The organism is Rhodanobacter sp. Col0626, assembly GCF_049994385.1.
Classification (GTDB): Bacteria; Pseudomonadota; Gammaproteobacteria; order Xanthomonadales; family Rhodanobacteraceae; genus Rhodanobacter.
Map to the genome: position 1 here is coordinate 3,207,415 of NZ_CP188260.1, position 23,329 is coordinate 3,230,743.

The following is a 23,329-nucleotide window of genomic DNA, read 5'->3' on the forward strand; positions in this document are numbered from 1 at the left end:
AGACGAAGGCGGCAGCTGAATTGACCCTAGCTTAACGGAAGCGCGCGCCGATAGAGCGCAAAACGCACCTCACCGGCCTGCCCCTCGCGATGCAGTTCCCAGTTCGGCGGCAGCGTGGGCACGGTGGCGCGGGGCGACTCCACGTAAATCCACGCCTGCGCAGCCAGCCAGCCGCGTTGCTCCAGCTGAAACGCCAATACCGACCACAGCTCGAGCGCAAACGGCGGGTCGAGGAAGACCAGATCGCTCACCCGCGGCGCACCTTGTAGGAACAGGCCCGCATCCAGCATCGCGACCTGACCGGCATCGGCCTTGAGCCGCGCCAGGTTGGCACGCAACGCCAGCGCTGCGGTCGCCTCCCGCTCGACGAACCGCACGCTGGCTGCACCGCGCGACAACGCCTCGATGCCGAGCGCGCCGGTGCCGGCGCACAGATCCAGGCAGCGCGCACCGCCGATCACCGGCGCCAGCCAGTTGAACAGCGTTTCGCGCACCCGCTCCGGCGTCGGGCGCAGGCCCGCCAGCTCCGGCACCTCGAGTCGCGAATTGCGCAGGCTGCCGCCGATGATGCGGATCCGCCCTGCACCGGATTTGCGCCCGCTGCCGTTCACGGCGCCACGTCCGCACCAGCCAGCCCTTCAAGGGCCAGCTCTTCAACGGTCTGTTCTTCAACGGCCTGTTCTTCCACGGCCGGCTCTTCAACGGCCAGTACAGGTTGGAGTGTTAGCATGCCGCCCATTGTCTTTGAATCACGGCCGCAATGCTCAAGTTCTGGAAGAAAAAGCCCGCCGAAACGGCTTCGGAACCACCTTCCGCCAAGACGCCAACCGAAGCTGTCGCGCCCGAAAGCGACGACCCCATGCTGCACGAATCGCTGGCGGAGATCCCCGCTCCCGCCGAAACCGTCGCCGCCACCGAACGCTTTGTGACGCCGACAAGCGAGTCGGCACCGGAGCCGAAATCGCCCGCCAAACGGAGCTGGCGCGAACGTCTGTCCGGCAACTCCTTCACGCGTGGCCTGAGCTCGCTGTTCGTGCGCCACCCCAAGCTCGACGACGACCTGCTCGACGAGCTGGAAACCACCCTGATCACGGCCGACGTCGGCGTCGAAGCCAGCACCGAACTGGTCGAGGATTTGCGCAAGCGCATGCACAAGCGCGAATTCGCCGACGCGCCCGCCTTGCTGGCAGCCTTGCGTCAGGCGCTGGTCGCCTTGCTCAAGCCGGTCGAGCAACCCCTCGACCCGCGCGGCAAGCAGCCCTTCGTGGTGCTGGTCGTCGGCATCAACGGCGCCGGCAAGACCACCACCATCGGCAAGTTGGCCCGGCGCTGGCGCGATGAGAAACATGCGGTGATGCTGGCCGCCGGCGATACGTTCCGAGCCGCAGCAGTCGAGCAATTGAAGACCTGGGGCGAGCGCAACCAGGTGCCGGTGATCTCCCAAGGCCAGGATGCCGACTCGGCCAGCGTGATCTTCGATGCGCTGCAGGCGGCGCGCTCGCGCGGCACCGACGTGCTGATCGCCGACACCGCAGGCCGGTTGCACACCCAGGGCGGCCTGATGGACGAGCTGGGCAAGATCGCCCGCGTGCTGAAGAAACTCGATCCCGACGCACCGCACGAAGTGCTGATGGTGATCGACGGTACCACCGGCCAGAACGCGGTCAGCCAGGTACGCCAGTTCCGTCAGGTCGTCGGCGTCACCGGGCTGGTGGTGACCAAGCTCGACGGCACCGCCAAGGGCGGCGTGGTGTTTGCGCTGGCGCGCGAGTTCGGCCTGCCGATCCGTTATGTCGGTCTCGGCGAAACCGCCATCGACCTGCGCACGTTCGAGGCCGAGGCATTCGTCGACGGCCTGTTGCCGGCCAGCCTGGGTGGCGACGGCCATGATTGAATCGCGACGGCGGGGCTGATCCGATGTCGCGTCGACTGCGGTTGATTCTGCTGGTGCTTGGTGGCCTCGTACTGACCCTGGTGCTGGCCGCGGTGATCACCGTCTATCTCGTGCTGCAGCCCGATCGTTTCACCCGCATGCTGCAGACCCAAGCGCGCGCCGCCGGCCTCGAATTGAATCTCGCCAGCCCCGCCAGCCCCACCCTGTTCCCGCACCCGGCGCTGGATCTGAACGGCATCACCCTCAATGCCCAGGGCGCCAGCGCGCCGATCCTGCTGGCTGCACGCGGCCAGCTGGCGCTTCCATGGCACACCCTGCTCGGCGGCCCCACGGTGATTTCGCAACTGCAGATCGATTCGCCACGAGTCGATCTCGATGCGCTGCAGGATTGGCTGGCCGCCCTGCCCGCACAACCGCAAGACACGCCGCCGAATATCCCCCGCGTCGATACCGGTGTCAGCATCAATCACGGCAGCCTGGTACGCGGCGATGAGGTATTGCTCGGCAACGTTTCGCTTGAAGCGGGCAGCCTGATCTCCGGCCAGCCGTTTCCATTGAGCCTGTCCGCCACCACCGCCGATGGCACGCCGCTGCAGTTGCGGCTGTCCGCCACGCCGCGCATCAAGGGCAACACGCTGCAGCTGGACAACGTCTCCGTGCACCTTTCGCAGGGCGGAACCACCACGCTGGTACTCACCGGCAACGCGCATTGGCACGGTGCCGCCGACGCAGCGGCCAGACTTGCCGGCAAGCTCGATCAGTCCGATGCCGGGCAATACGACATCTCGCTGGTGTTGACGCCGGCCAACCAGAGCAATCCGCTGCTGCTTGCGCTGAAACTCGACGGACCGGACAACCATGCCGACCTGCGCCTGCCGCCGCTGGCGCTGGCGCAGTGGTGGAACCGGCTCGACGATCCGCAACGACCGCAACTGAGCGTGCCACCCGGCAGCGGTCATGCGGAAGTCTCGAAGATCGACGTCGGCAGCGTCAGCATCGAAGGACTGACTGTGCAGGCTGGCGATGACGTACCGGCACCGGCCGGCACTGCAGCCGGGCCGGCGAAAGCAGGTGCCGGCAAGCAAACGCCGAAACGGCCATGACTTGCCCGTCTCCAGCCATTCCGCAACGGCCCGGCGCGGCCCCGTACACACAACCGGGCACGCTGAAAACCTCATGACATCGTCTTTCGCCACCCGCCTGCTGCGCTGGTTCGACCAGCACGGCCGCAAGGAGCTGCCGTGGCAGCATCCACGCGATGCCTACCGCGTCTGGCTGTCCGAAGTGATGCTGCAGCAGACCCAGGTCGCCACCGTAATCGGCTATTTCGAGCGCTTCGTTGCCACCTTGCCGACATTGCGCGAACTTGCCGCCGCCGACGAAGACACCGTATTGGCGCTGTGGTCCGGCCTGGGCTACTACCGCCGCGCCCGCTTCCTCCATCGCGCTGCGCAGATCTGCGTCGAACAGCACGATGGTGAACTGCCGCGCGACTTCGCTGCATTGAGTGCGCTGCCAGGCATCGGCCGATCCACCGCCGGGGCGATCCTTGCGCAAGCTCACGGGCTGCGTTTTGCCATCCTCGATGGCAACGTCAAACGTGTGCTTGCCCGCTATCACGGCTTCCACGGTCACCCCGGCGAAAGCGCAGTGGAAAAGCAGCTGTGGCAATACGCCGAAACCCACACCCCAAACACCCGCCTCGCCGATTACACCCAGGCGATCATGGATCTGGGCGCCACCGTCTGCGTGCGCTCGCGCCCACGCTGCGAAGACTGTCCGCTGGCCGCCGACTGCATCGCCCACCGCGACGACCTCACCGCACAGCTGCCCAGCCGCAAACCGGCCAAATCCATACCCACCCGCGCCACCGTGATGCTGATTCTGCGCGACAACCGCCATCGCGTATTGCTGGAACGACGTGGCCCGCAAGGCGTGTGGTCGGGGCTGTGGAGCCTCCCCGAAGCAACCGATCCGGATGACGCCTGGCGAGTGGCGCAACACTATGCGCGAATCGACGACGCGCAATCGCTGGCTCCGTTCATCCACTTGTTCAGCCATTACCGGCTCACCATCGAACCGTTGCTGTTCGACCACGCGACAGCACAACGCGGCATCGCCGATAATCCGCAATTGCGCTGGTGCAGCGCCGGCGAACTGGCTGCGCTGGGGCTGCCCGCCCCGGTACGCACCCTGCTGCTGAATCTCGCTCCCGCCTCATCGCGGGAGCACATCCGTCCGTCCGAGGAATAGCCCCATGACCCGCACCGTCCATTGCGCCAAACTCGGCACCGACGCCGAAGGTCTCGACTTCGCCCCCTGGCCCGGTCCGCTCGGCCAACGCATCTACAGCGAGATTTCCAAACCTGCGTGGCAGCAGTGGCTGGCCCATCAGACCACGCTGATCAACGAATACCGGCTCAACCCGCTGGATCCGAAAGCGCGCAAATACCTCGCCGAAGAAATGGAGAAATTCCTGTTCGGTGGCGACTTCGCCAAGGCCGCCGGCTTCACCACCCCCGACGCCGAGTCTTGACGAAACACCGCGCATTCGGTCTAATGCGCGGCTCCACGCATCATCAGCAACCCAAGCGGTTGCCCGTTGATCGACCCATTCGGCCGGGTAGCTCAGTTGGTAGAGCAGGGGATTGAAAATCCCCGTGTCGGCGGTTCGATTCCGTCCCCGGCCACCATGAAAACATGGACTTAGCCCGCTCTCATCCAGCGGGTTTTTTCTTGTGTCCGGCATGTGTCCGGTTGGCGGTCACGAAAAAAACGCCAACGTTTGACGGATGGCGCTGGGGTTTTGCGTAGGTTGCCCGGCCGCCGGCTCGCGCCTGATCGCTCGTCGATACTCAAGTCGAGATCAAGCTGCCAAAGCATCCATCGCGGCGCGCGCCAAGAACCCGCTGCGGCTTTCGCCGTTCTTTGCGGTGTACGCATCGATGGAATTTAGCACGGTCTCAGGCAGCGTAATGTTCACGCGAACTGCCTTCGTGCTGACCTTGCTCGCGTCGACTTCGACAACCGCCCACACCCAGCCCTTATAGGCCTTGGCTGCTTTGCCGCGAACCAACTCGTGAAGATCGGTCGGGGCGGGAAACGCTTCGCCGCGCTCCGCGTAGTCCTCAAGGCCAAACAAGATCGCTTCCTTTGCAGAGGTCATGGCTTCGTCAAGGGTATCGCCCGCGCTGAAGACTCCCGGCAGATCGGGAACAGCTACGCCGAAGGCGGTGTTCTCACCGCCCAATTCAATAGCGACTGGATAGCGCATGTTCGTGACTCCTGGACTCGTTTGTTCTTTCTTGACTGGTTGGTTCATGTCTCGGGCGATTACAGCCCGGCTTGCTTGAGGATCGCTGCAACGATCCCTTTTCCTAGGTCTTTCTTTGGGTGCGGCACGACAACCGTAATGTTTTTCGCATTGCGTAGTTTGTGGTGGCTGCCACGGATGCTCACGACCTCAAATCCGTTATTACGTAGCTGCTTGATGAGGTCTGCGGAGTTCATGGTGTGTATTGTACACACTCCGTCCGAGTATATACACACTTATACACATCAAGACAGCGCAGGTCGAGTCGCGCAGGTATTGGCTACCAAATGCGAGGTTCGGCGATCGCGGGCCTTTCTTGTATATGACTCATCCCGCAGGATGGGCTTTTTCTTTGCGCGAGTCTCGCACGGCGAATCTTCGGACGCGTCGTCGACATGCCCCGATACTCTGCCCGAGGCACACTGTGCATCGTTCCTGGTGCGGCCAGGCTTTGATACTCTTCCGCGGTGAGTCGCAGCGCTGGATCGCTGTTTCAGATTCACGATGAGCGTCGTGGACGTCAAACCCTGATGAGAGCGCTGGTGGCCTGCCCCGTAGCTGAGTCAAGCAATGAAGAGAGAAGCGTGAGCGTTCGATCCATCGCTGGCGTCGACGAGGCTGGTCGTGGCCCGCTGGCTGGTCCGCTGGCGGTGGCTGCGGTGATCCTCGATCCGGCGCGGCCGATCGCCGGGCTCGACGATTCCAAAAAGCTCAGCGAGGCAAAACGCGAGGCGTTGTACCCGCAGATCATCGAGCGCGCGCTGGCGTACTGCATCGTGCTGATCGACGTGGACGAGATCGATCGCATCAATATTTTCCAGGCCACCATGACCGGCATGAGCCGTGCCCTGCGCGGCTTGCCAAAGGCCGTCCACGAGGCGTGGATCGACGGCAATCATTTGCCGAAGGACCTGCCCTGCCGAGGCCGCGCCATTATCGGTGGCGACGCGCTGGAGCCCGCCATCAGTGCCGCATCGATCCTGGCCAAGGTCAGCCGCGACCGCCTGATGGTGACGATGGACGCCGCCTATCCCGGCTACGGTTTCGCGGCCCACAAGGGTTACGCCACGCCCATGCATCTGGGCGCACTGCAGCGGCTTGGTCCGTGCACGCAACATCGGCGCAGCTTCGCCCCCGTACGGTTGATGCTGGATCAGATGACCCTGTTCTGATCGGCGTTCGTGTCGCCCGTTTGCTGAGATTGCGACCCGGACTTGTAGCCCATTCGTCTATGCAACTTTTCCTCGCGCAGGCGCATCATTCCCTGCAGGAACCTCCACCAGCAGGGACGCGCCAGCAGCATCGGCCAATCCGCCCAAGGCCCACCGATCCGCTGTCATTAACGCACTCATCAGCGATCTCATCGATCGCAGGAGTCGTGCCATGATGTTTCCGAACAACCACCCTGTCGCTCCGCCTGTCGCGCCGATCCCACTGGATCTCGCCATGTCCGTCAGCGACGAAAACGGCGCCCTGCCGCACGCCGACTACAACCTTCATCCACTGGTGGTGGAGGGCCTGGACCATTACATGGACCTCGACGATCAGAAGGATCGTTTCTCCGTCCGCTGAGCGCGCTTTCGTCAACTCCCTCCGGTTGCTACGCTGCCAATACCAGCCAGGGGGATGGACACATGCGCAAGATCGGCACGGCGTTGCTCGGATTGATGTTCTGTCTCGCTGCCCATGCGGGCGTGCAACCGGGCGACAATCCGCCGGATGCGCTCGGCACAACCCAGCAAGGGCAGCCGGTGACCGTTTCATCGCTGCACGGCAAGGTGGTGGTGATCAGCTTCTGGGCCACTTGGTGCCATTACTGCATGAAGGAAATGCCAGTACTGGCGAACCTTCAGACCGTCGCCTCCCAGCGCAACCTTTCGCTGCAGGTGGTCGCTGTCAACGACCAGGAGGATCGAAGAATATTCGTGCAGACGGTTCGAGCCCTGCGCCCCGCCCTGCCGGGGCTGCTGATGACATGGGATCGCAATGGAAGTCTCGGCCGGCCCTATGGCACCGACAAGGGCATTCCAGTCATGGTGATGCTGCATCGCGACGGCACCGTGGCGCACGTCCACGTCGGCTATGGCGAGGACATGCTGGACAGCCTGGTGGCCGAGATCAATACGCTGCTCAACGAGCCGCCGCCGGCTTCGGCAACCGTCGCGAAAAACTGATTGTCCCGTGGGGCGAGGCGCCTCCACGCTTCGCGCAAACCACGCGGAAGTCAATCTTGCCGCTGGGCACGGTGGCGGGTAGCCTGCATGGACTCAGCGCGTAAATCTGCATGACCGTCCGTTATACCCACCTGCACTTGCACAGCGAATACTCGCTGGTCGATTCGACCATCCGCATCAAGGCGCTGGTCGCCGCCTGCGTGCGCGACGGCATCCCGGCGGTGGCGCTGACCGACGACAGCAACATGTTCGCGCTGGTGAAGTTCTACAAGGCCTGCAATGCGGCCGGGATCAAGCCCATCGGCGGCTGCGACCTGTGGATTTCCGCGCTGGACGATCCGCGCCCATGGCGCCTCACGCTGCTATGCCAGAACCGCGATGGCTATCTCAATTTGTCGCGGCTGGTGTCGCGCGCCTGGCAGGAAGGCCAGCATGGCGGCCGCGCCCTGGTCGATGCCGGATGGCTGAGTGCCGATGCCAGCCAGGGCCTGATCGCCCTGCTCGGCCGCGACAGCGAAGTCGCCCGCATTGCCATGAACCAGGGCGTCACCGCCGCGCTGACAAAGCTGCGTCCGCTGACGCGGCTTTTCCCCGCCCGCCTGTACCTGGAGCTGACCCGTTGCGGCCGCGACGGCGAGGAAAACTGGAACACCCTGGCGCTGCTGCTGGCCGCCGAGCTTGGCCTGCCGGTACTGGCCAGCAACGACGTGCGCTTCCTCAAGCAGGACGATTTCGACGCGCACGAAGCGCGCGTATGCATCAACCAGGGCCGCGTACTGGCCGACCCAAAACGCCCGCGCGACTACAGCGACCAGCAATACCTGAAGACGCCCGAGGACATGGCGACGTTGTTCGCCGACCTGCCCGAGGCACTGGAAAACACCGTCGAGCTGGCCAGGCGCTGCACGCTGGAACTGGAGTTCGGCAAGTACTACCTGCCCGACTTCCCGGTGCCGGAAGGCCACGACCTCAACAGCCATATCCGCGAATTGTCGCGACAAGGTCTGCGCGAGCGACTGGCAGTGGCACCGTTGGCCGCCGGCCAGACATTGGCCGACTATGAATCGCGGCTGGAACGCGAGCTCGACGTCATCATCGAGATGGGTTTCCCAGGCTACTTCCTGATCGTTGCGGACTTCATCAACTGGGGCAAGCAGAACGGCATTCCGGTCGGTCCCGGCCGCGGTTCCGGTGCGGGCTCGCTGGTCGCCTGGGCGCTGAAAATCACCGATCTCGATCCGCTGCAGTTCAACCTGCTGTTCGAGCGTTTCCTCAATCCCGAACGCGTGTCGATGCCCGATTTCGACATCGACTTCTGCATGGATCGCCGCGACGAGGTGATCGACTACGTCGCACGCAAGTACGGCCGCGACCGCGTCAGCCAGATCATCACCTACGGCTCGATGGCGGCCAAGGCGGTGCTGCGCGATTCGGGCCGCGTGCTCAGCATGCCGTACGGCCAGGTCGACCGACTGGCGAAGATGGTGCCGCCCCGGCCACTCGATCTCACCCTGTCCGACGCGCTCGGTCGTTCAGAAAAATCGAAAAAGGAAACCGACCGTGTCGTCAAGGAATTCTGCGAAGCGTACGAGCAGGACGAAGACGCCCGCGCGCTGATCGACCTCGCCCTCAAGCTCGAAAACCTCACCCGCAACGCCGGCAAGCACGCCGGTGGCGTGGTGATCGCGCCAACGCCACTGACCGACTTCGCGCCGCTTTACTGCGAAGCCGGCGGCGGCGGCGTGGTGACCCAGTACGACAAGGACGATGTCGAGGCCGTCGGCCTGGTCAAGTTCGACTTTCTCGGACTGCGCACGCTGACCATCATCGACTGGGCAGTGAAGGCGATCAACGCACGCCGCGCGAAAGAGCGCCCCCCTCTGCCTTCCGGGCATCGTCCCCTGCAGGCAGGGGAAGAAAATGCGGAGCAGCCTGCGGCTGCCGCGAGCTCCATGGGTGAAGAGCCACTGGATATCTCGGCGCTGCCTCTGGACGACCCGGCGCCCTACGAGCTGCTGAAGAAGGCGCAAACAGTCGCGGTGTTCCAGCTCGAATCCTCCGGCATGCAGCGCATGCTGAAAGATGCCAAGCCCGACCGCTTCGAGGACATCATCGCGCTGGTGGCGCTGTACCGCCCCGGCCCGATGGATCTGATCCCCAGCTTCGTCGCGCGAAAGCACGGCCGCGAGGACGTGGAATACCCCGACCCGCGCGTCGAACCGATCCTGCAAGAGACCTACGGCATCATGGTCTACCAGGAGCAGGTCATGCAGATGGCGCAGATCGTGGGCGGTTACTCGCTCGGCGGCGCCGATCTGCTGCGCCGCGCGATGGGCAAGAAAGACGCCGAGAAAATGGCCAAGGAGCGCGCCAAGTTCCGCGATGGCGCGGCCAAGGATGGCCTGTCCGGCGACAAGGCCGACACCATCTTCGACCTGATGGAGAAATTCGCCGGCTACGGCTTCAACAAGTCGCACGCTGCCGCCTATGCGCTGGTCTCTTACCAGACTGCATGGCTGAAGGCGCACTATCCGGCCGAATTCATGGCCGCCACGATTTCCTCGGACATGGACAACACCGACAAGGTGGTGACCTTCCTCGGCGAATCGCGCGCCATCGGCATCACCGTGCAGCCGCCCGACGTCAATGCGTCGGAATACATGTTCGTTGCGATCCAGCCGAAGACGATCCAGTACGGACTCGGCGCCATCAAGGGTGTCGGCCAGGGTGCCTGCGAGGCGATCGTGGCCGAGCGTGCGCACGGCAAATACACCGACCTCGCCGACTTCTGTCGCCGCGTGGATCCGACCCGGCTCAATCGCCGCGTGCTCGAAGCGCTGATCCTGTCTGGCGCACTGGATGCGCTGGCACCGAACCGCGCCAGCCTGATGGGACAACTGCCCGACGCCATCAAGGCCGCCGAACAGCATCTGCGTGACAAGCAGTCCGGCCAGAACGACATGTTTGGTGCCGCCACGGGCGCGATGACGCCGGTGGTTCACATCCACCTGCCGACTGTGCCGGAATGGCCGCTGGAACAAAAGCTGCAGGGCGAGCGCGACACTCTCGGTCACTACCTGTCCGGTCATCCTACCGATCCATGGAAGGACGAACTGGCACAGTTGTCGACCTGCCCGCTGGGCGAAATCGTCGACCGTTACCAGCCGCCGAAGCCGCGCAAGAACGATGACGGCGACAACAACCGTTTCCGCCGCGGCCCCGATACACCGTGGACCGTCGCCGGCATGGTCACCGCCGTGCGCAAGCGCGGCGACAGCGACGCCTTCGTGCGCCTGGAGGATGGCAGCGGCATCATCGAGGTGAGCTTTTTCGGCGAGCTGTACCAACAGATCGCGCCACTGCTCACCCGCGACCAGATGCTGATCGTCGACGGCGGCCTGCGCATCGACGACTTCTCCGGCGGCGGCTTCCAGTTGCGCGCGCGGAGCGCCTGTTCACTGGCGGACGCCTGCCGCAAGCATGCGCGCCTGCTGCAGCTGAAATTGAACGGCATCGGCCCGAACTTCATCGAGCAGCTGCAACAGACCCTGGCCGGCTACCGCGGCGGTCGCGCCAGCGTGACCCTGCATGGCTACCGCAACCGCAGCGCCCAGGCCGACCTCGAACTCGGCGAAGCCTGGCGCGTCGACGCCATCCCCGAGTTGCTGCGCAGCGTACGCGCCCTGCCCGGCGTTCAGGCCGCCCGCCTGCGCATCGTCAAGCAGCAGGATTGAATCGTTTTGCTCCCTCCCTGCTCCGCAGGGGAGGGTTGGGGTGGGGTCCGCTCTTGATCTTCCCCGCCAGTTCGGACAACCCCTCCCGGCCTCCCCCTGCGTGCCGGGGGGAGGAGTCACGACGCTACTTCCGTCCCCGCTCCATCATCGCCTTCAAGTCTGCAAACGGATTGCCGGTCGCCGGTGGCGCCTCCTCGACAGCCATCACCCCGCCGCGTACATGGTCGATATGCCGCGAATGCTCGTTGTCGTGGCAATACACGCACAACAACTCCCAATTGCTCCCGTCAGGGGGATTGAAATCGTGGTCGTGATTGCGGTGGTGCACGGTCAGTTCCTGCAGGTTCGCGCGGGTGAACTCTCGCGCGCAGCGACCGCACACCCACGGATACATTTTCAGCGCACGCTCGCGGTAACCCAGCTCGCGTTGTTCGGCATGGCGCCGCGCCTCGGCCACGATGCGGTCGAGCTTGGCGTCATCGATAGGCGGTTTGATCGGCATGGCGGGATCCGGCGGCAGCGAGGGTGCAATGGGGCGCACGATAACCCAATCGGTCCCGCCGCAGCAGGCGTCCGCGACCCGCCGCAGCCATACGGCGGCGTTCTCGTGTTTTTCTGCGGAACGGTATACTGAGTCGCTTCAGTCCATGAAATGCAACGAATGAACCCCAACTTCCTCGATTTCGAACAACCGATCGCCGAACTGGACGCGAAGATCGAAGAGCTTCGCCACGCCAGCACCGGCCAGGCGTTCAACATCGACGAGGAAGTCGGTCGGCTGCGCGAGAAGCTGAAGGTCAAGACCGCGGAAATCTTCCGCAACCTCAATTCGTGGCAGACCACCCAGTTGTCGCGCCACCCGGCGCGGCCATACACGCTCGACTACATCGGCGTGATCTGTGAGGAATTCCACGAGCTGGCCGGCGACCGCATGTACGCGGACGACGCCGCCATCGTCGGCGGACTGGGCCGCATCAATGGCCGTTCGGTGGTGATCATCGGTCACCAGAAAGGCCGCGACACCAAGACCAAGGTACGCCGCAATTTCGGCATGCCGCGCCCCGAGGGCTATCGCAAGGCGTTGCGCCTGATGAAGATGGCCGACCGCTTCGGCCTGCCGCTGCTTACCCTGATCGATACGCCCGGAGCCTACCCCGGCGTCGGTGCGGAGGAACGTGGCCAGAGCGAGGCGATCGCGCGCAACTTGCTGGAAATGGCCGAGCTGAAAGTGCCGATCGTTTGCACCGTGATCGGCGAAGGCGGTTCCGGCGGCGCGCTGGCGATTGGCGTGGGCGACCGCACGCTGATGCTGCAGTACTCGACCTATTCGGTGATTTCACCCGAAGGCTGCGCCTCGATCCTGTGGAAGAGCCCGGACAAGGTCAAGGACGCCGCCGAGGCGCTGGGCATGACCGCGCCGCGCCTGCTGGAACTGGGCCTGATCGACAAGCTGGTGCGCGAACCGCTCGGTGGCGCCCATCGCAACCCGCGCTCGATGGCCGTGCGCCTGAAAGCCGTGCTGCTGAAGCAACTCGACGAACTCGAGGCGATGCCGATCACCGACCTTCTGGAGCAGCGCTACAAGCGCCTGCGCAGCTACGGCGCGTATCAGGAATAACGCGTAGCACCGAGCTGTCGATCGTGGCCGGATCGCCGGTTTTTCGCATGAATATCCTGTGCTAAGTTCGGCCGGTCCATTCGCCCTCGACAACACAAGGATCGTTCATGGGTCGTCTGCAACTTGCCGTGCTGGCTATCTGGCTTTTCCCGACGTTCGCCATCGCGTCGGCGACGGTTGGGCAAACGCCGCCGATCACCTCAAAAACGACACTGGCGCGCTATCAGCACGACACCCCGCAGGGCACCTCTCCGCTAGACGATTTGTCACCGGGCGGACGTAAGCGGTTTCTGGCTGGGCTGCAGTTCTATCCCCATGGCGTAGGCGTCAACTACGGGGCTCCCAACGAGGAGCTGACGAACCCGCAGATCGTGCGGCTTTTCGCCCTGTTCGGAGAACAGGAGTTGGCGAAAGGCCTGGGTTTGACGCCCGCGCAAAAATTGCGGTTCGATCACGAGCGCGAAGAGGATGCCAAGGCACGGGGATGCACCGTGCAAACCTGTCCGGAAAGCCCCCTCGAGCTGCGTTATGACGAACTGATCACCACCGACGAAGATCTTTCACTGCCTGATGCGCGGCGCTTTGCGGCCACGGGCCGTCTGTACGATCGCCTGTTCGTTGCCTACCAGACGTCAACCGCGCAACGCACGCTCAGCCGGCCGGATCTGCGCTTGCTCACCCACGCGGTGACGCTTGCGCTGTTCGGCCTGCCGACCGACGCGCGAATCGCCCAGTTGCAGGCAGACCTGCACCAAATGCAGCAACGCGGCATGATCGGCGACACCGACTATGCCGACCTGCACCATGCGCTGGTCACCCGCCGCCGCTTTGCCGAAGCCGCCACCCTGGTGCATGCGCATCCGGGCATGGAGGCCGACGCGATCCCGGAGTTGGTCCGGCAGATCCCGTCGGTGCAGGGTCGACCCACCGCGTTGAGCGTGGATGCGCCAGGCCGCCGCATGCGTCGCGAGGCATTCGACCTGTCCGGTCCCTTGCGTATCGTGGTTATTGCCGGTTGTCATTTTTCCGAGGACGCCGCGCGTGCCATCGATGCCGATCCGCAACTGCGGCCGCTGTTTGCCAAGCATGCCGTTTGGCTGACCAGTCCGGGCGAATCACTCACGCAGGTGCCAGAGTGGAATCGGAAATTTCCCGACCAGCCGCTCCACGTCGCCTGGCAGTACAGCGACTGGCCGATGATCGACCGCTGGAGCATGCCCAACTACTACGTCTTTCGCGACGGACGGCTGGTGAAATCGTTCCAGGGCTGGAAAGATCTCGCCAATCTCAAGCAATCCCTGCGCGAGGCCGGCGCCGTGCACTGACGCTGGCCGCCGCGCGGCAGGAACGGGTACCGACGCGCTACCATCGTTGCCACCATTCCCGCACCGGAATCCACCATGGCCCACGACACCACCAAGCTCGCCGTCTTGATCGACGCCGACAACGCCCGCCCGGCGATCGTCGAGGGACTGCTCGCGGAAATCGCGAAGTACGGCACGGCGCACGTCAAGCGTATCTACGGCGACTGGACCAAGCCCGATCTCAACGGCTGGAAGGAAGTGTTGCTGCGCCATTCGATCCAGCCGATCCAGCAGTTTCGCTATACCGTCGGCAAGAACGCCACCGATTCGGCGATGATCATCGATGCGATGGACCTGCTTTACGCCGAACGCTTCGACGGTTTCTGCATCGTCTCCAGCGACAGCGATTTCACCCGGCTGGCCTCGCGCATTCGCGAATCCGGCCGCATCGTCTACGGCTTCGGCGAGCGCAAGACGCCGGAGCCTTTCCGCACCGCCTGCGACAAATTCATCTATACCGAAGTGCTGGCCGGCACCACCGCAACTGCCGAAACCGAAGCGGCGCCGAAACAACGCTCTGCCAAGGAGTTGCGCGGCGACACGCACCTGATGAACCTGCTGCGCGGCGCCATCGAGGCGGCCTCGGACGATACCGGCTGGGCTGGGCTGGGCCCGATCGGCAGCATCATCAACAAGCAGTCGCCCGACTTCGATTCGCGCAACTATGGCTACGCCAAGCTCAGCGGACTGATCAAGGGCATCGGCCTGTTCGATACCGAGGAGCGCCACATCGGCAACGGCAAACACATCTATGTGCGGCCCCGCGCTCCAAAGAAATGAGCAATTCGAAGTGAGCCCATCGCTGCACCAGCACATGGCCGATGCACTGGCCGCAACGCCGCCAACTGCATTGTGTATCGCCTTCAGTGGCGGACCCGATTCCAGCGCGCTGCTGCACGCACTGGCGCAACTCCCCGAGGCACACGCGCGCGGCCTGCGCGCGCTGCACGTCGACCATGGTTTGCAGGCCGACAGCGCAGCGTGGGCCGAGCATTGCCGGCGTTTTTGCGCGGCGCTGGCCGTACCATGCGACGTGTTGCGAGTGCGGGTAGACACCGCCGCCGGAGCGGGATTGGAAGCGGCGGCCCGTCATGCGCGCTACGCCGCCCTCGCCGCAGCACTGCACGAAGGCGAGTGGCTGCTGCTCGGCCATCATCGCGACGATCAGGCCGAGACCGTCTTGCTGAAACTGCTGCGCGGTGCTGGACCGGATAGCCTGGGCGGCATGCATGCACTGCGTCCGTTCGGGCATGGCCAGATGTGGCGTCCGTTGCTAACCCTGTCGCGACGGCAACTGCGCGACTACGTGGAAATGCACCAGCTGGACTGCATCGACGATCCTTCCAACGCGGACACCCGGCTGGCGCGCAACCAGCTACGCCATGAAATCCTGCCGCGGTTGCAGCAGCACTGGCCGCAGGCGGTGGACTCGATCCTGCACAGCGCCATGCTCTGCCGCGCGGCCGCCGACAGCTTGCGCACGCAATGGCTGGCCGCGTTCGACATCCTGCACGATCCGGCCACCGATAGCGTGGATGCCAGCGGCTGGCTGGCGCTGGCCCCTGCGCTGCGCGAGCCGTTGCTCGACCACTGGTTGCACGCGCGTAACCTGCCAGCGCCCACGACCGCACAACGGCGGCAGATCGAGCATCAGTGCCATGCGCGCGCCGGACGATTGCCATGCATCTGCTGGGCCGGTGCCGAGCTGCACGTATGGAAGGGCCGGCTGTGGGCGCTGGCGCCCGGCCATGCGCTTCCGGGCGGCTGGCAATCGTCCTGGCGTGGCGAACCGCTGAACCTGCCCGGCGGCGGTACCTTGTCGCTGACCGTCGCCAGTGCCCGGCTGGACGAGCCACTGACCCTGCGCCTTCGCCATGGCGGCGAGCGCATCAAGCCCGATGGCGATGCGCACACGCGCGAACTGCGCGACCTGTTCCAACAGCAATCGATGCCACCGTGGCAGCGCGCTGTCTGCCCGTTGCTGTATGCCGACGACGAGCTGATTGCCGTCGCCGACCGCTGGCTCAGCGCCCGTGGCACAGCCATTTTCCGGCAAGCCGGCGCACGGCCGCGCTGGCAGCCGGGACGCTGATCCGGGTCACGCAAAACGCACGCGCAGATTGATTCCAGGCGGCCGCTGCGTTAGCTTTGCCGGTCATGGCCAAGACCGCTCCCGCACCCGGCAAGAACCCTCCCATCGTCGACTTCGAACACTCCCTCGACGAGCTGGAGCAGCTGGTCGCGAAGATGGAAGGCGGCGAGCTGAGCCTCGACGAATCCCTGGCCTCGTTCGAACGTGGCATCGGCCTGTTCCGTCATTGCCAGCAATCGCTGGAACAGGCCGAACTGCGCGTGCGTCTGCTGCTCGATCCCGATGCCCCCGATAGCGCCCAACCGTTTGAACCCGAACTCTGAGCTTGGTCCCGCACTGCAGTCGCTGATCGTCCGTGCCGAACAGGCGCTCGATCGCAGCCTGCCACCGGCCGAACAATCCCCCGCCGACCTGCATCGCGCCATGCGCTACGCCGTGCTCGGTGGCGGCAAGCGGCTGCGGCCGCTGCTGGTCTATGCGGCCGGTCACGCGCTGGGCGTCGATGGTCCGCAGCTGGATGCACCGGCCTGCGCCGTCGAGCTGATCCACGCCTATTCGCTGGTGCACGACGACCTGCCGGCAATGGATGATGACGCCATGCGCCGCGGTCGTCCGACCTGCCACGTGGTGTTCGGCGAAGCCATGGCGATCCTCGCCGGCGATGCATTGCAGGCGCTGGCCTTCGAGATCCTTGCACACGACGGACACGCTGGCGTCGAGGCCACCCGTTGCGTGGACATGCTGCGCGTGCTCGGCCGTGCCTGCGGCGCCGAGGGAATGGCCGGCGGTCAGGCCCTGGACCTTGCCGCGGTCGGCTGCAAATTGAGCCTGGCCGAACTGGAGCACATGCACGCCTGCAAGACCGGCGCCCTGATCCGCACCGCCGTGCGACTGGGCGCGCTGGCCGCGGGCGCCGGGGACGATGCACTGGAAGCACTGGACCGTTACGCGTATGCCGTCGGACTCGCCTTCCAGGTGCGCGACGACATCCTCGACGTGGAAGGCGAGTCGGCGGTGATCGGCAAGACCGCCGGCAAGGATGCTGCCGCCGACAAGCCGACCTTCCCTTCGATCATCGGGCTGGACGCGTCACGCGCGCGGCTGGCCGAGCTGACCGGCAACGCGCTCGACGCCATCTCGCCGTTCGGCGCGCAAGGCAGGTTGCTGGAAGAGCTGGCGCATTACGCCGCGCACCGTCACCACTGAGTACCGGGATACGGCCCCTGTCGAGACGGTTGCGGCCGTCGCTCCGGCGTCGAAGCTCTCTGGCCATCTCCAACACCGTCAACCGCTTTCGTGTCGGCCCGTCGGCGGTGCGAAGGAGGGCAGCTCGAATTTGGGCACCGGCAACGTCACGTCCACCGGCAAGTTGTCCAGCTTGCCGGTGCGCAGGAACGCATAGATCGCCGCCTTCGCCGCGGGATTCTCGCGCAGTTGGTAGAACGTGCCGTCATGACCCGCACGATGGACAAGGATCGCACGCCCATTCGGGAAATACGGCAGCAAGCCAAGGGCGTTCTCGATCGGCGTGGAGGTATCCCAATCACCGTGCACGAACACGACCGGGATCGGGCTTTCGACCGGCTGGCGTACCGCATCGCCCATGTCGCGGGTAGGCCAGTCGGCAGCAGAGCCGATGTTCGCCTCGAAGTTCCAGGTGCCCAGAAGCTCGACTGCAGGATCGGTACGCAGCTGTTGCTCGCGCGCGGCGGTGACGCCGAGGCTGCTGTCCGCCAACGGACCGATCAGCTTCGTCGTACCCGCCTGGCGATCGGCGAGGACGTCGCGCGCCCAGTCGTCGTAGTGCCGGTGGTAGAGCGACAGGATGAAAGCCGGCCACTGCTCGCTCTCCTGCGTATGCGAGAGCAGCGCAAGCTGGAGATCCTCCGCGCCCAGCACCACGGTCGATGCCTGCCCTGCTTCATCGCGAACCTGCACGCGTATCGGTGCATCGGCGAAACGTCGATGCAGGGCGTGCACCGCCGCCATCATGCCGCCTGACGGCAGGTAGGGCTGCAGGCCAGGATCGCGGTCGGCGTCGTAGGCGATGCGCTGCAGCGCCGCGAACACATGCGATGGCATGTCGTAGCCATTGTTCAACGGCTCCACGCCCGACAGCACCGCGCGCGCGACGATGTCCGGATGCAACCGCATCACCGCCAGGCTCCATTGCGAGCCGAAGCTCCCGCCGAACAGGCTGATCCTGTCGTAGCCGAGCGCCCGGCGCAGGTCGTCGACGTCGGCGGCGAATTCGCCGATATCGTAGCCAGACAGATCCTTGCCAGGGTTCGCCGCAATGGCTTCCCTGGCCTGGGCACGCATGGCTTCGGCTTCGGCATGGACCGAAGCGGGCCGGTCCAGCGGCATGGCGGCACTCTTTGCCGTGAGCATTTCGCCACGGCGCGTGTAGCCACGCTGTTCGATCACCACCAGATCGCCCACGGCGCCGTAGGTCAACCATGATCGCAAGCGGCCGGTGGCAGCTCCATCATGGTCGGTGAGCGCGCCGAGCACGCTCAGGCCGGGGCCTCCCGGCAGCCAGAACACCGGCGGCGCGCCGGTGGGGTGTGTTCCCCGGATGCGGGCAAAGCCGACGCCGATGAGACGGCTGCCGGGCTTGCGCCGGTTCTCGGGCACGTACAACGTACCGATTTCGTAAGGCACGCTGGCTCCCGTTTCGGAGCGGACGGTGCCACGTTCGACGACGATGTCGCCTGGCTGGTGCGAAGCGGCGGCGAAGGCCGGCGTCGCGACCAACAGCAGCGGCAGTACGCGCCGCAAGAACATCACCTGGATGATCGATTGCATGTGCGGCGCTCCCTGTGCGCTTCGAACAAGCCGCCCGGTCACCGTCTCCGGCCCGGACAATCACGAACGCGCCGAACTTGCACTTCTGCTGCGCAAACTGCGCCTGCAGTGGCGAGCGTGACGCGCCACGAGGCGGGAGCGGCCCGACTTGTGGCCGCCCCTGCCTGTACCACCACCGCCTTACTTGATCAGCCGCAGCGTGAACGGATAGCGGTATTGCACGCCCTCGTTCGCCTTGATGGCCGCGATGATGGTGAACACCAGCCACGCAATGCCGATGATGATCCACAGCGGAACGGCAATCACCAGGCCGATGCCAAACGTCATCACCGACAACAGCAGCAGGACCAGGAACGCAATCGCCACCGTGATGTTGAAATTCAACGCTTCCTTGCCCTGGTCATCGACGAACGGCATGGTGTCTTTCTTGACCAGCCAGATGATCAGCGGACCGATGAAACAACCCCAGCCGCCGCCGAAAGCGCCGGTAAGGATGGCACCGAGCAATGCGGACAGATGGGCAAACATCGCCCATTGACGCTGGTCGGCGGGCGGTACCCCGGTCAACGGTTCGTTCGGCGGGGGCGGAATGACGGACTCGGGTGGAACGCTCATGCGCATCTCCTTCAGTCAAGTACGTACGTCGACAACTCGCCGGCCGAATGCCGGTTATGCGGATGCTAGCAAGCCTTGACCCGCTTTGCCGAACGAACTTGCGACACAGGCGCCCAGCCCGGTCCGGCAGCGCCCGTGTCAGACGCCGACGCCTGCGTGCAAGGACGGCTCTGCAGATCGCTTTGAACCTGGTTCGCGAGCCCACCCTGCGCGAGTGCGCGAACGTCGCTATTCGCCGGCCACCGTCATCCGTTCCAGCAGGATCGAGCCGGTGAGGATGTGCGAACGCGAATCCACATCCGCGCCCACCGCAACGATGCCGGCAAACATGTCGCGCAGGTTGGCCGCGATGGTGATCCCTTCCACCGGGTAGGTGACCTGGCCGTTCTCCACCCAGAAACCCGCCGCGCCGCGCGAATAGTCGCCGGTGACGGTGGACACGCCCTGGCCCATCACCTCGGTCACCAGCAGGCCGGTGCCGAGGCGCTGCAGCATGGCGTTGAAATCATCCTTCGCCCCATCGGCGCTGCCCGGTTCCACGATCAGATTGTGGATACCACCGGCGTTGCCGGTCGACTCCAAACCCAGCTTGCGCGCCGAATAGCTGCCCAGCACGTAGCGCGCCAGCACGCCGCCTTCGATGAGCGAGCTGTCGACGGTGGCCACGCCCTCGGCATCGAAGTTGCCCGAGCCCTGCCCGCGCGACAAGTGCGGCCGCTCGTTGATGTCGAGCCAACCCGGCATCACCGGCTTGCCCACGTGGTCGAGCAGGAAACTGGCACGGCGATACAACGAGCCGCCGCTGACCGCACCAAGCAGATGACCGATCAGCCCACGCGCCAGCTCCGGCACAAACAGCACCGGGCACTGCCGTGTCGACAGGCTGCGTGCGCCCATCCGCGCCAGCGTACGTTCGGCCGCCTTGTCGCCGAGCGCCTTCGCACTCATGAAATCGCCGGCGGCGCGCACACTGTCGTACCAGTAATCGCGCTGCATGCCGTCTTCGTCGCCGGCGATCAGCGCCAGCGACAGTGAATGCCGGGTGCCGCGCTCGCGCCCCACGAAACCGTGCGAGTTCGCGTACACCGAAAGGCCCTGTCCGGCCTGCACGCTGGCACCGTCGGAATTGCTGATACCGGCATGCGCGCGGCCAACCTCCTCGATTTCGATACCCAGTGCGATCGCGCCAGCGGTGTCGATATCCCACGGATGCCACAGGTCCAGGTCGGGGAACGCGCTGGCCATGCGCGCCGCATCCGCGAGCCCCGATGCCGGATCGGCTTCGGTATAGCGCGCGATCGCACAGGCCTGGTCCAGCGTGGCCTGGATCGAATCCGGATGAAGGTCGGCAGTGCTGGCCGAACCCTTGCGCTGGCCGAAATAAACGGTCAGCCCGAAACCGCGATCGCGCGCGTGCTCCACCGTCTCCACTTCGCCCAGGCGCACGTTCACGCTCAGCCCGGTGTCGATGCTGGCGGCCACCTCGGCCTGGCTGGCACCGGCGGCGCGGGCGCGGCGGATCACGTCCTCGGCCAGCTCCGCCAGTCGATCAAGTTCGGACTCACTGCGATCCGCCGGGCTGATGGCAACTTCACTCACGTTGGGCTTTCCTGGGGGTTAGGCGGGTAGAATAAGCGGTTCGCGACCGCTGGCTTCCCGAAATGGGGGCGTGGCGACGAAATGAAAAGAGCTGCGGAGAACGCCCATGCAACCCACCGCCGGCATCTATCGCCACTACAAGGGCCAGCGCTACCGCGTGCTGGGCACCGCCCACCACAGCGAAACCATGGAACCCCTGGTCGTCTACCAGGCGCTCTACGGCGACCGCGGCCTGTGGGTGCGCCCAGCTGCGATGTTCAACGAGACCATCGAGCTGGACGGCGAACCGATTGCCCGTTTCGCGCTGGAGCAACCCGAGCCGGCCAGCAATGACGACACGCACGCCTGATCCACCCCATCTTCCGGAAATGACATCGTGAGCCCGAGCCGCAGCCGCAACCAGCACGAACTCGACGAAGAGGACTACGGTCCCAGCCGCACCCAGCAGCGCCGCGAGGCACTCGCCGTGCTGGTGTTGGCGCAGCAACTGGTCGACCTGCAACCGAGCCGGCTGGCCAAGCTCGCGCTGCCGGACGACGTGCGCCACGAAGTCGACGTCACCCGCCGCATGACTGCCCACGGCGCGAAGAAGCGCCAGCTCGCCTTCCTCGCCAAGGTCATGCGCCGCTACGGCGACGACGACTTCGCCGCGGTGCGCGCCGAACTCGGCGAAAACCGCGAGAAACAGCGCCAGGAAACCGCCGCGATGCATCGCCTCGAATCCATGCGCGATCGCCTGATTGCCGAGGACGAGGCAGCCCTGTCCGAACTCATCACCGAACACCCGCAGGTCGATCGCCAGCATCTGCGCTCGCTGGTGCGCCAGGCGCGTGTCGAGAAGGACACACCGAACAAGCCGCCGCGGGCGTATCGGGAAATTTTTCAGTTGTTGAAGGACCTGGCGCAGAAGGATGATTCAGCCGAGGGTTGATCACTCGCTGTTTGTTTTGCAGGAGCGCACTCTGTCCACAACGGGCTTCCTTCGGTCGTGCGCGGTGCTCTCCCCCGCCGATTTCCGCATCATACCGCGTAGGACGCGCACCGTCCGCCAGTTCTCCCGCGTGTTACCTCGCCTCGCCATTCTCGTAGGAGCCCGCTCGCGGGCGATGCTCTTCCTATTGCTACATGGGGAATGGGCTCACTCTCGAAGCAAAAGCTAAAGGTCAGAGCGGTCGATCGCCTTCGGCGACAGAGTAGGAGCACGAAGCTCTGCTTCGCAACGACAAGCTGCCAACCAGCCGAGTGGAGGCCATTTCATGGTCTTCTGCCTGTTGACGCTTTTGATTATAGTGTTATGGTTCACTACAACACCGGATCACAAGATCAGTAGCCCAACCGTTTGCCGCACCACTCTACCGCCAAGGAAATAGCCATGAACCTGTTCAAGACCGTCGCCTCAACGCTGTTGTTGTGCCTGGCGTTGCCTGCCGGTGCATTCGCAATGACCCCAGCGCGGCCGGTGCTGTTGTTGGGCGACAGCCTGAGCTCGGCCCATCGCATCCCCACCGAATCCGGATGGGTTCACCTGCTGGACCGCCGCCTGAAGGCGACTGATCCATCGGCGCCTGCGCTGGTCAACGCCAGTCGCGCCGGCAAGACCCTGGCCGACGGCATCGCGGAGTTGCCGACGCTGCTGGCGCGCTATCACCCGCAGGCAGTAATCCTCGAGCTGGGCGGTAACGACGCATATCTCGGTGCCAGTGACGCGCAACTTCGGCAGAACCTGGACCGGTTGATCGATACCGCACGCAAAGCCGGTGCACGTGTGGCGGTACTCGGCTTCGAACTTCCGCCCAAGCTGGACCATGACCATTGCGGCTCACGGCTGCGGGCCGTCTACGCGCAGGTGGCACAAGATCGGCATGTCGTGTTTCTGCCCTCGCTGATGGCGGGCATTTCGGACAAACCTGCCCTGTTGCTCGATGACGGCGTCCATCCCGCCGTGGCCGCGCAGCATCAGATCGTGGACAACGTCTGGAGCACATTGCGGCCCTTCGTGCTGGACTGAACGCAACGGCTACCGTCCAGCGATTGAACGGGCAGTCGTGAAGCAGGCGTCGACAAGGATGTCGATGCCTTTTCTTTTTGGTCGTCGGGAAGAGGTTGCAAGCGAGAGCG

At 64.8% G+C, this 23,329-nt stretch carries 25 protein-coding genes and 1 tRNA gene; 18 read left to right on the plus strand and 8 right to left on the minus strand.

All coding sequences use genetic code 11. The features are described from left to right. Nucleotides 1-26 precede the first annotated feature (26 nt). Complete coding sequence (gene rsmD, locus ACPPVV_RS14095) at nt 27-611, minus strand: 16S rRNA (guanine(966)-N(2))-methyltransferase RsmD (protein ID WP_426700516.1); 585 nt, start codon at nt 609-611, stop codon at nt 27-29. Next, nucleotides 608-730, minus strand: coding sequence for a hypothetical protein (locus ACPPVV_RS14100; protein ID WP_426700517.1), 123 nt, complete (start codon nt 728-730; stop codon nt 608-610). Before ACPPVV_RS14100 ends, rsmD begins: the two co-directional genes overlap by 4 nt. Before the next feature lie 30 nt (nt 731-760). Between ACPPVV_RS14100 and ftsY the strand changes: the two genes are divergently transcribed. From ftsY to ACPPVV_RS14125, 5 genes are all read left to right on the plus strand, one after another. Beyond that, entirely contained in the window at nt 761-1,894 is a 1,134-nt protein-coding gene (ftsY, locus tag ACPPVV_RS14105) for a signal recognition particle-docking protein FtsY (protein ID WP_426700518.1), read from the plus strand. A gap of 23 nt (nt 1,895-1,917) precedes the next feature. Further along, a complete protein-coding gene (locus tag ACPPVV_RS14110; RefSeq protein WP_426700519.1) occupies nt 1,918-2,997 on the plus strand; it encodes an AsmA family protein in 1,080 nt (359 codons plus the stop codon). A gap of 73 nt (nt 2,998-3,070) precedes the next feature. After that, nucleotides 3,071-4,147: an A/G-specific adenine glycosylase gene (gene mutY / locus ACPPVV_RS14115; RefSeq protein ID WP_426700520.1), complete on the plus strand. Its 1,077-nt coding sequence runs from the start codon at nt 3,071-3,073 to the stop codon at nt 4,145-4,147. 4 nt (nt 4,148-4,151) lie between these two features. Continuing rightward, the gene (locus tag ACPPVV_RS14120; RefSeq protein WP_426700521.1) at nt 4,152-4,430 is read left to right on the plus strand and encodes an oxidative damage protection protein; all 279 of its coding nucleotides are present in this window, start codon (nt 4,152-4,154) and stop codon (nt 4,428-4,430) included. Nucleotides 4,431-4,511: 81 nt separating this feature from the next. Next, nucleotides 4,512-4,587: transfer RNA gene (locus tag ACPPVV_RS14125), tRNA-Phe, on the plus strand. 173 nt (nt 4,588-4,760) lie between these two features. Here ACPPVV_RS14125 and ACPPVV_RS14130 read toward each other — a convergent pair. Together ACPPVV_RS14130 and ACPPVV_RS14135 are read right to left on the minus strand one after the other, a co-directional pair. Beyond that, nucleotides 4,761-5,168 (minus strand): type II toxin-antitoxin system HicB family antitoxin, encoded by a 408-nt coding sequence (locus tag ACPPVV_RS14130; RefSeq protein ID WP_426700522.1) that lies wholly within the window; start codon nt 5,166-5,168, stop codon nt 4,761-4,763. 59 nt (nt 5,169-5,227) lie between these two features. Continuing rightward, complete coding sequence (locus tag ACPPVV_RS14135; RefSeq protein WP_426700523.1) at nt 5,228-5,404, minus strand: type II toxin-antitoxin system HicA family toxin; 177 nt, start codon at nt 5,402-5,404, stop codon at nt 5,228-5,230. A gap of 333 nt (nt 5,405-5,737) precedes the next feature. Between ACPPVV_RS14135 and rnhB the strand changes: the two genes are divergently transcribed. The 4 genes from rnhB to dnaE all read left to right on the plus strand — a co-directional run bounded on the left by rnhB (nt 5,738) and on the right by dnaE (nt 11,115). Then, nucleotides 5,738-6,379 carry a ribonuclease HII gene (gene rnhB, locus ACPPVV_RS14140; RefSeq protein ID WP_426700524.1) on the plus strand — a complete coding sequence of 214 codons (642 nt, stop codon included), beginning with the start codon at nt 5,738-5,740 and terminating at the stop codon, nt 6,377-6,379. A gap of 211 nt (nt 6,380-6,590) precedes the next feature. Next, entirely contained in the window at nt 6,591-6,779 is a 189-nt protein-coding gene (locus ACPPVV_RS14145; RefSeq protein ID WP_426700525.1) for a hypothetical protein, read from the plus strand. Nucleotides 6,780-6,841: 62 nt separating this feature from the next. Beyond that, nucleotides 6,842-7,381: a TlpA family protein disulfide reductase gene (locus ACPPVV_RS14150; protein WP_426700526.1), complete on the plus strand. Its 540-nt coding sequence runs from the start codon at nt 6,842-6,844 to the stop codon at nt 7,379-7,381. A gap of 110 nt (nt 7,382-7,491) precedes the next feature. Next, on the plus strand, nt 7,492-11,115 hold the full coding sequence (dnaE, locus tag ACPPVV_RS14155) for a DNA polymerase III subunit alpha (RefSeq protein WP_426700527.1): 3,624 nt from the start codon (nt 7,492-7,494) through the stop codon (nt 11,113-11,115). A gap of 124 nt (nt 11,116-11,239) precedes the next feature. Here dnaE and ACPPVV_RS14160 read toward each other — a convergent pair whose 3' ends face one another. Continuing rightward, a complete protein-coding gene (locus tag ACPPVV_RS14160) occupies nt 11,240-11,617 on the minus strand; it encodes a YajD family HNH nuclease (RefSeq protein WP_426700528.1) in 378 nt (125 codons plus the stop codon). A gap of 159 nt (nt 11,618-11,776) precedes the next feature. Here ACPPVV_RS14160 and ACPPVV_RS14165 point away from each other — a divergent pair, with 159 nt between their 5' ends. From ACPPVV_RS14165 to ACPPVV_RS14190, 6 genes are all read left to right on the plus strand, one after another. Beyond that, nucleotides 11,777-12,733, plus strand: a complete 957-nt coding sequence (locus ACPPVV_RS14165) for an acetyl-CoA carboxylase carboxyltransferase subunit alpha (protein ID WP_426700529.1) — start codon at nt 11,777-11,779, stop codon at nt 12,731-12,733. A gap of 107 nt (nt 12,734-12,840) precedes the next feature. Continuing rightward, nucleotides 12,841-14,058: a hypothetical protein gene (locus ACPPVV_RS14170; RefSeq protein WP_426700530.1), complete on the plus strand. Its 1,218-nt coding sequence runs from the start codon at nt 12,841-12,843 to the stop codon at nt 14,056-14,058. Between the two features lie 75 nt (nt 14,059-14,133). Continuing rightward, the gene (locus ACPPVV_RS14175; protein WP_426700531.1) at nt 14,134-14,877 is read left to right on the plus strand and encodes an NYN domain-containing protein; all 744 of its coding nucleotides are present in this window, start codon (nt 14,134-14,136) and stop codon (nt 14,875-14,877) included. Between the two features lie 10 nt (nt 14,878-14,887). After that, nucleotides 14,888-16,189, plus strand: coding sequence for a tRNA lysidine(34) synthetase TilS (gene tilS, locus ACPPVV_RS14180; RefSeq protein WP_426700532.1), 1,302 nt, complete (start codon nt 14,888-14,890; stop codon nt 16,187-16,189). Between the two features lie 65 nt (nt 16,190-16,254). Next, nucleotides 16,255-16,512: an exodeoxyribonuclease VII small subunit gene (locus ACPPVV_RS14185; protein WP_426700533.1), complete on the plus strand. Its 258-nt coding sequence runs from the start codon at nt 16,255-16,257 to the stop codon at nt 16,510-16,512. Beyond that, on the plus strand, nt 16,496-17,395 hold the full coding sequence (locus ACPPVV_RS14190; protein WP_426700534.1) for a polyprenyl synthetase family protein: 900 nt from the start codon (nt 16,496-16,498) through the stop codon (nt 17,393-17,395). Before ACPPVV_RS14185 ends, ACPPVV_RS14190 begins: the two co-directional genes overlap by 17 nt. A 78-nt stretch (nt 17,396-17,473) precedes the next feature. Here ACPPVV_RS14190 and ACPPVV_RS14195 read toward each other — a convergent pair whose 3' ends face one another. From ACPPVV_RS14195 to pmbA, 3 genes are all read right to left on the minus strand, one after another. Next, a complete protein-coding gene (locus ACPPVV_RS14195; protein ID WP_426700535.1) occupies nt 17,474-18,997 on the minus strand; it encodes an alpha/beta hydrolase in 1,524 nt (507 codons plus the stop codon). A 180-nt stretch (nt 18,998-19,177) separates the two neighbouring features. Beyond that, on the minus strand, nt 19,178-19,612 hold the full coding sequence (locus ACPPVV_RS14200; protein ID WP_426700536.1) for a DUF4870 domain-containing protein: 435 nt from the start codon (nt 19,610-19,612) through the stop codon (nt 19,178-19,180). A gap of 228 nt (nt 19,613-19,840) precedes the next feature. Then, on the minus strand, nt 19,841-21,211 hold the full coding sequence (gene pmbA, locus ACPPVV_RS14205; RefSeq protein WP_426700537.1) for a metalloprotease PmbA: 1,371 nt from the start codon (nt 21,209-21,211) through the stop codon (nt 19,841-19,843). Nucleotides 21,212-21,317: 106 nt separating this feature from the next. Here pmbA and ACPPVV_RS14210 point away from each other — a divergent pair, with 106 nt between their 5' ends. The 3 genes from ACPPVV_RS14210 to ACPPVV_RS14220 all read left to right on the plus strand — a co-directional run bounded on the left by ACPPVV_RS14210 (nt 21,318) and on the right by ACPPVV_RS14220 (nt 23,219). Beyond that, nucleotides 21,318-21,560 (plus strand): DUF1653 domain-containing protein, encoded by a 243-nt coding sequence (locus ACPPVV_RS14210; protein ID WP_426700538.1) that lies wholly within the window; start codon nt 21,318-21,320, stop codon nt 21,558-21,560. A gap of 27 nt (nt 21,561-21,587) precedes the next feature. Beyond that, on the plus strand, nt 21,588-22,142 hold the full coding sequence (yjgA, locus tag ACPPVV_RS14215; RefSeq protein ID WP_426700539.1) for a ribosome biogenesis factor YjgA: 555 nt from the start codon (nt 21,588-21,590) through the stop codon (nt 22,140-22,142). 441 nt (nt 22,143-22,583) lie between these two features. Beyond that, nucleotides 22,584-23,219 (plus strand): GDSL-type esterase/lipase family protein, encoded by a 636-nt coding sequence (locus tag ACPPVV_RS14220; RefSeq protein ID WP_426700540.1) that lies wholly within the window; start codon nt 22,584-22,586, stop codon nt 23,217-23,219. Nucleotides 23,220-23,329 lie beyond the last annotated feature (110 nt).

Bases quoted from the DNA above. Each gene is read 5' to 3' on its own strand.
- ACPPVV_RS14100 (WP_426700517.1), bottom strand. From the start codon at position 730: ATGCTAACACTCCAACCTGTACTGGCCGTTGAAGAGCCGGCCGTGGAA.
- ftsY (WP_426700518.1), top strand. From the start codon at position 761: ATGCTCAAGTTCTGGAAGAAAAAGCCCGCCGAAACGGCTTCGGAACCA.
- ACPPVV_RS14110 (WP_426700519.1), top strand. From the start codon at position 1,918: ATGTCGCGTCGACTGCGGTTGATTCTGCTGGTGCTTGGTGGCCTCGTA.
- mutY (WP_426700520.1), top strand. From the start codon at position 3,071: ATGACATCGTCTTTCGCCACCCGCCTGCTGCGCTGGTTCGACCAGCAC.
- ACPPVV_RS14120 (WP_426700521.1), top strand. From the start codon at position 4,152: ATGACCCGCACCGTCCATTGCGCCAAACTCGGCACCGACGCCGAAGGT.
- ACPPVV_RS14130 (WP_426700522.1), bottom strand. From the start codon at position 5,168: ATGCGCTATCCAGTCGCTATTGAATTGGGCGGTGAGAACACCGCCTTC.
- ACPPVV_RS14135 (WP_426700523.1), bottom strand. From the start codon at position 5,404: ATGAACTCCGCAGACCTCATCAAGCAGCTACGTAATAACGGATTTGAG.
- rnhB (WP_426700524.1), top strand. From the start codon at position 5,738: ATGAGAGCGCTGGTGGCCTGCCCCGTAGCTGAGTCAAGCAATGAAGAG.
- ACPPVV_RS14145 (WP_426700525.1), top strand. From the start codon at position 6,591: ATGATGTTTCCGAACAACCACCCTGTCGCTCCGCCTGTCGCGCCGATC.
- ACPPVV_RS14150 (WP_426700526.1), top strand. From the start codon at position 6,842: ATGCGCAAGATCGGCACGGCGTTGCTCGGATTGATGTTCTGTCTCGCT.
- dnaE (WP_426700527.1), top strand. From the start codon at position 7,492: ATGACCGTCCGTTATACCCACCTGCACTTGCACAGCGAATACTCGCTG.
- ACPPVV_RS14160 (WP_426700528.1), bottom strand. From the start codon at position 11,617: ATGCCGATCAAACCGCCTATCGATGACGCCAAGCTCGACCGCATCGTG.
- ACPPVV_RS14165 (WP_426700529.1), top strand. From the start codon at position 11,777: ATGAACCCCAACTTCCTCGATTTCGAACAACCGATCGCCGAACTGGAC.
- ACPPVV_RS14170 (WP_426700530.1), top strand. From the start codon at position 12,841: ATGGGTCGTCTGCAACTTGCCGTGCTGGCTATCTGGCTTTTCCCGACG.
- ACPPVV_RS14175 (WP_426700531.1), top strand. From the start codon at position 14,134: ATGGCCCACGACACCACCAAGCTCGCCGTCTTGATCGACGCCGACAAC.
- ACPPVV_RS14185 (WP_426700533.1), top strand. From the start codon at position 16,255: ATGGCCAAGACCGCTCCCGCACCCGGCAAGAACCCTCCCATCGTCGAC.
- ACPPVV_RS14195 (WP_426700535.1), bottom strand. From the start codon at position 18,997: ATGCAATCGATCATCCAGGTGATGTTCTTGCGGCGCGTACTGCCGCTG.
- ACPPVV_RS14200 (WP_426700536.1), bottom strand. From the start codon at position 19,612: ATGAGCGTTCCACCCGAGTCCGTCATTCCGCCCCCGCCGAACGAACCG.
- ACPPVV_RS14210 (WP_426700538.1), top strand. From the start codon at position 21,318: ATGCAACCCACCGCCGGCATCTATCGCCACTACAAGGGCCAGCGCTAC.
- ACPPVV_RS14220 (WP_426700540.1), top strand. From the start codon at position 22,584: ATGAACCTGTTCAAGACCGTCGCCTCAACGCTGTTGTTGTGCCTGGCG.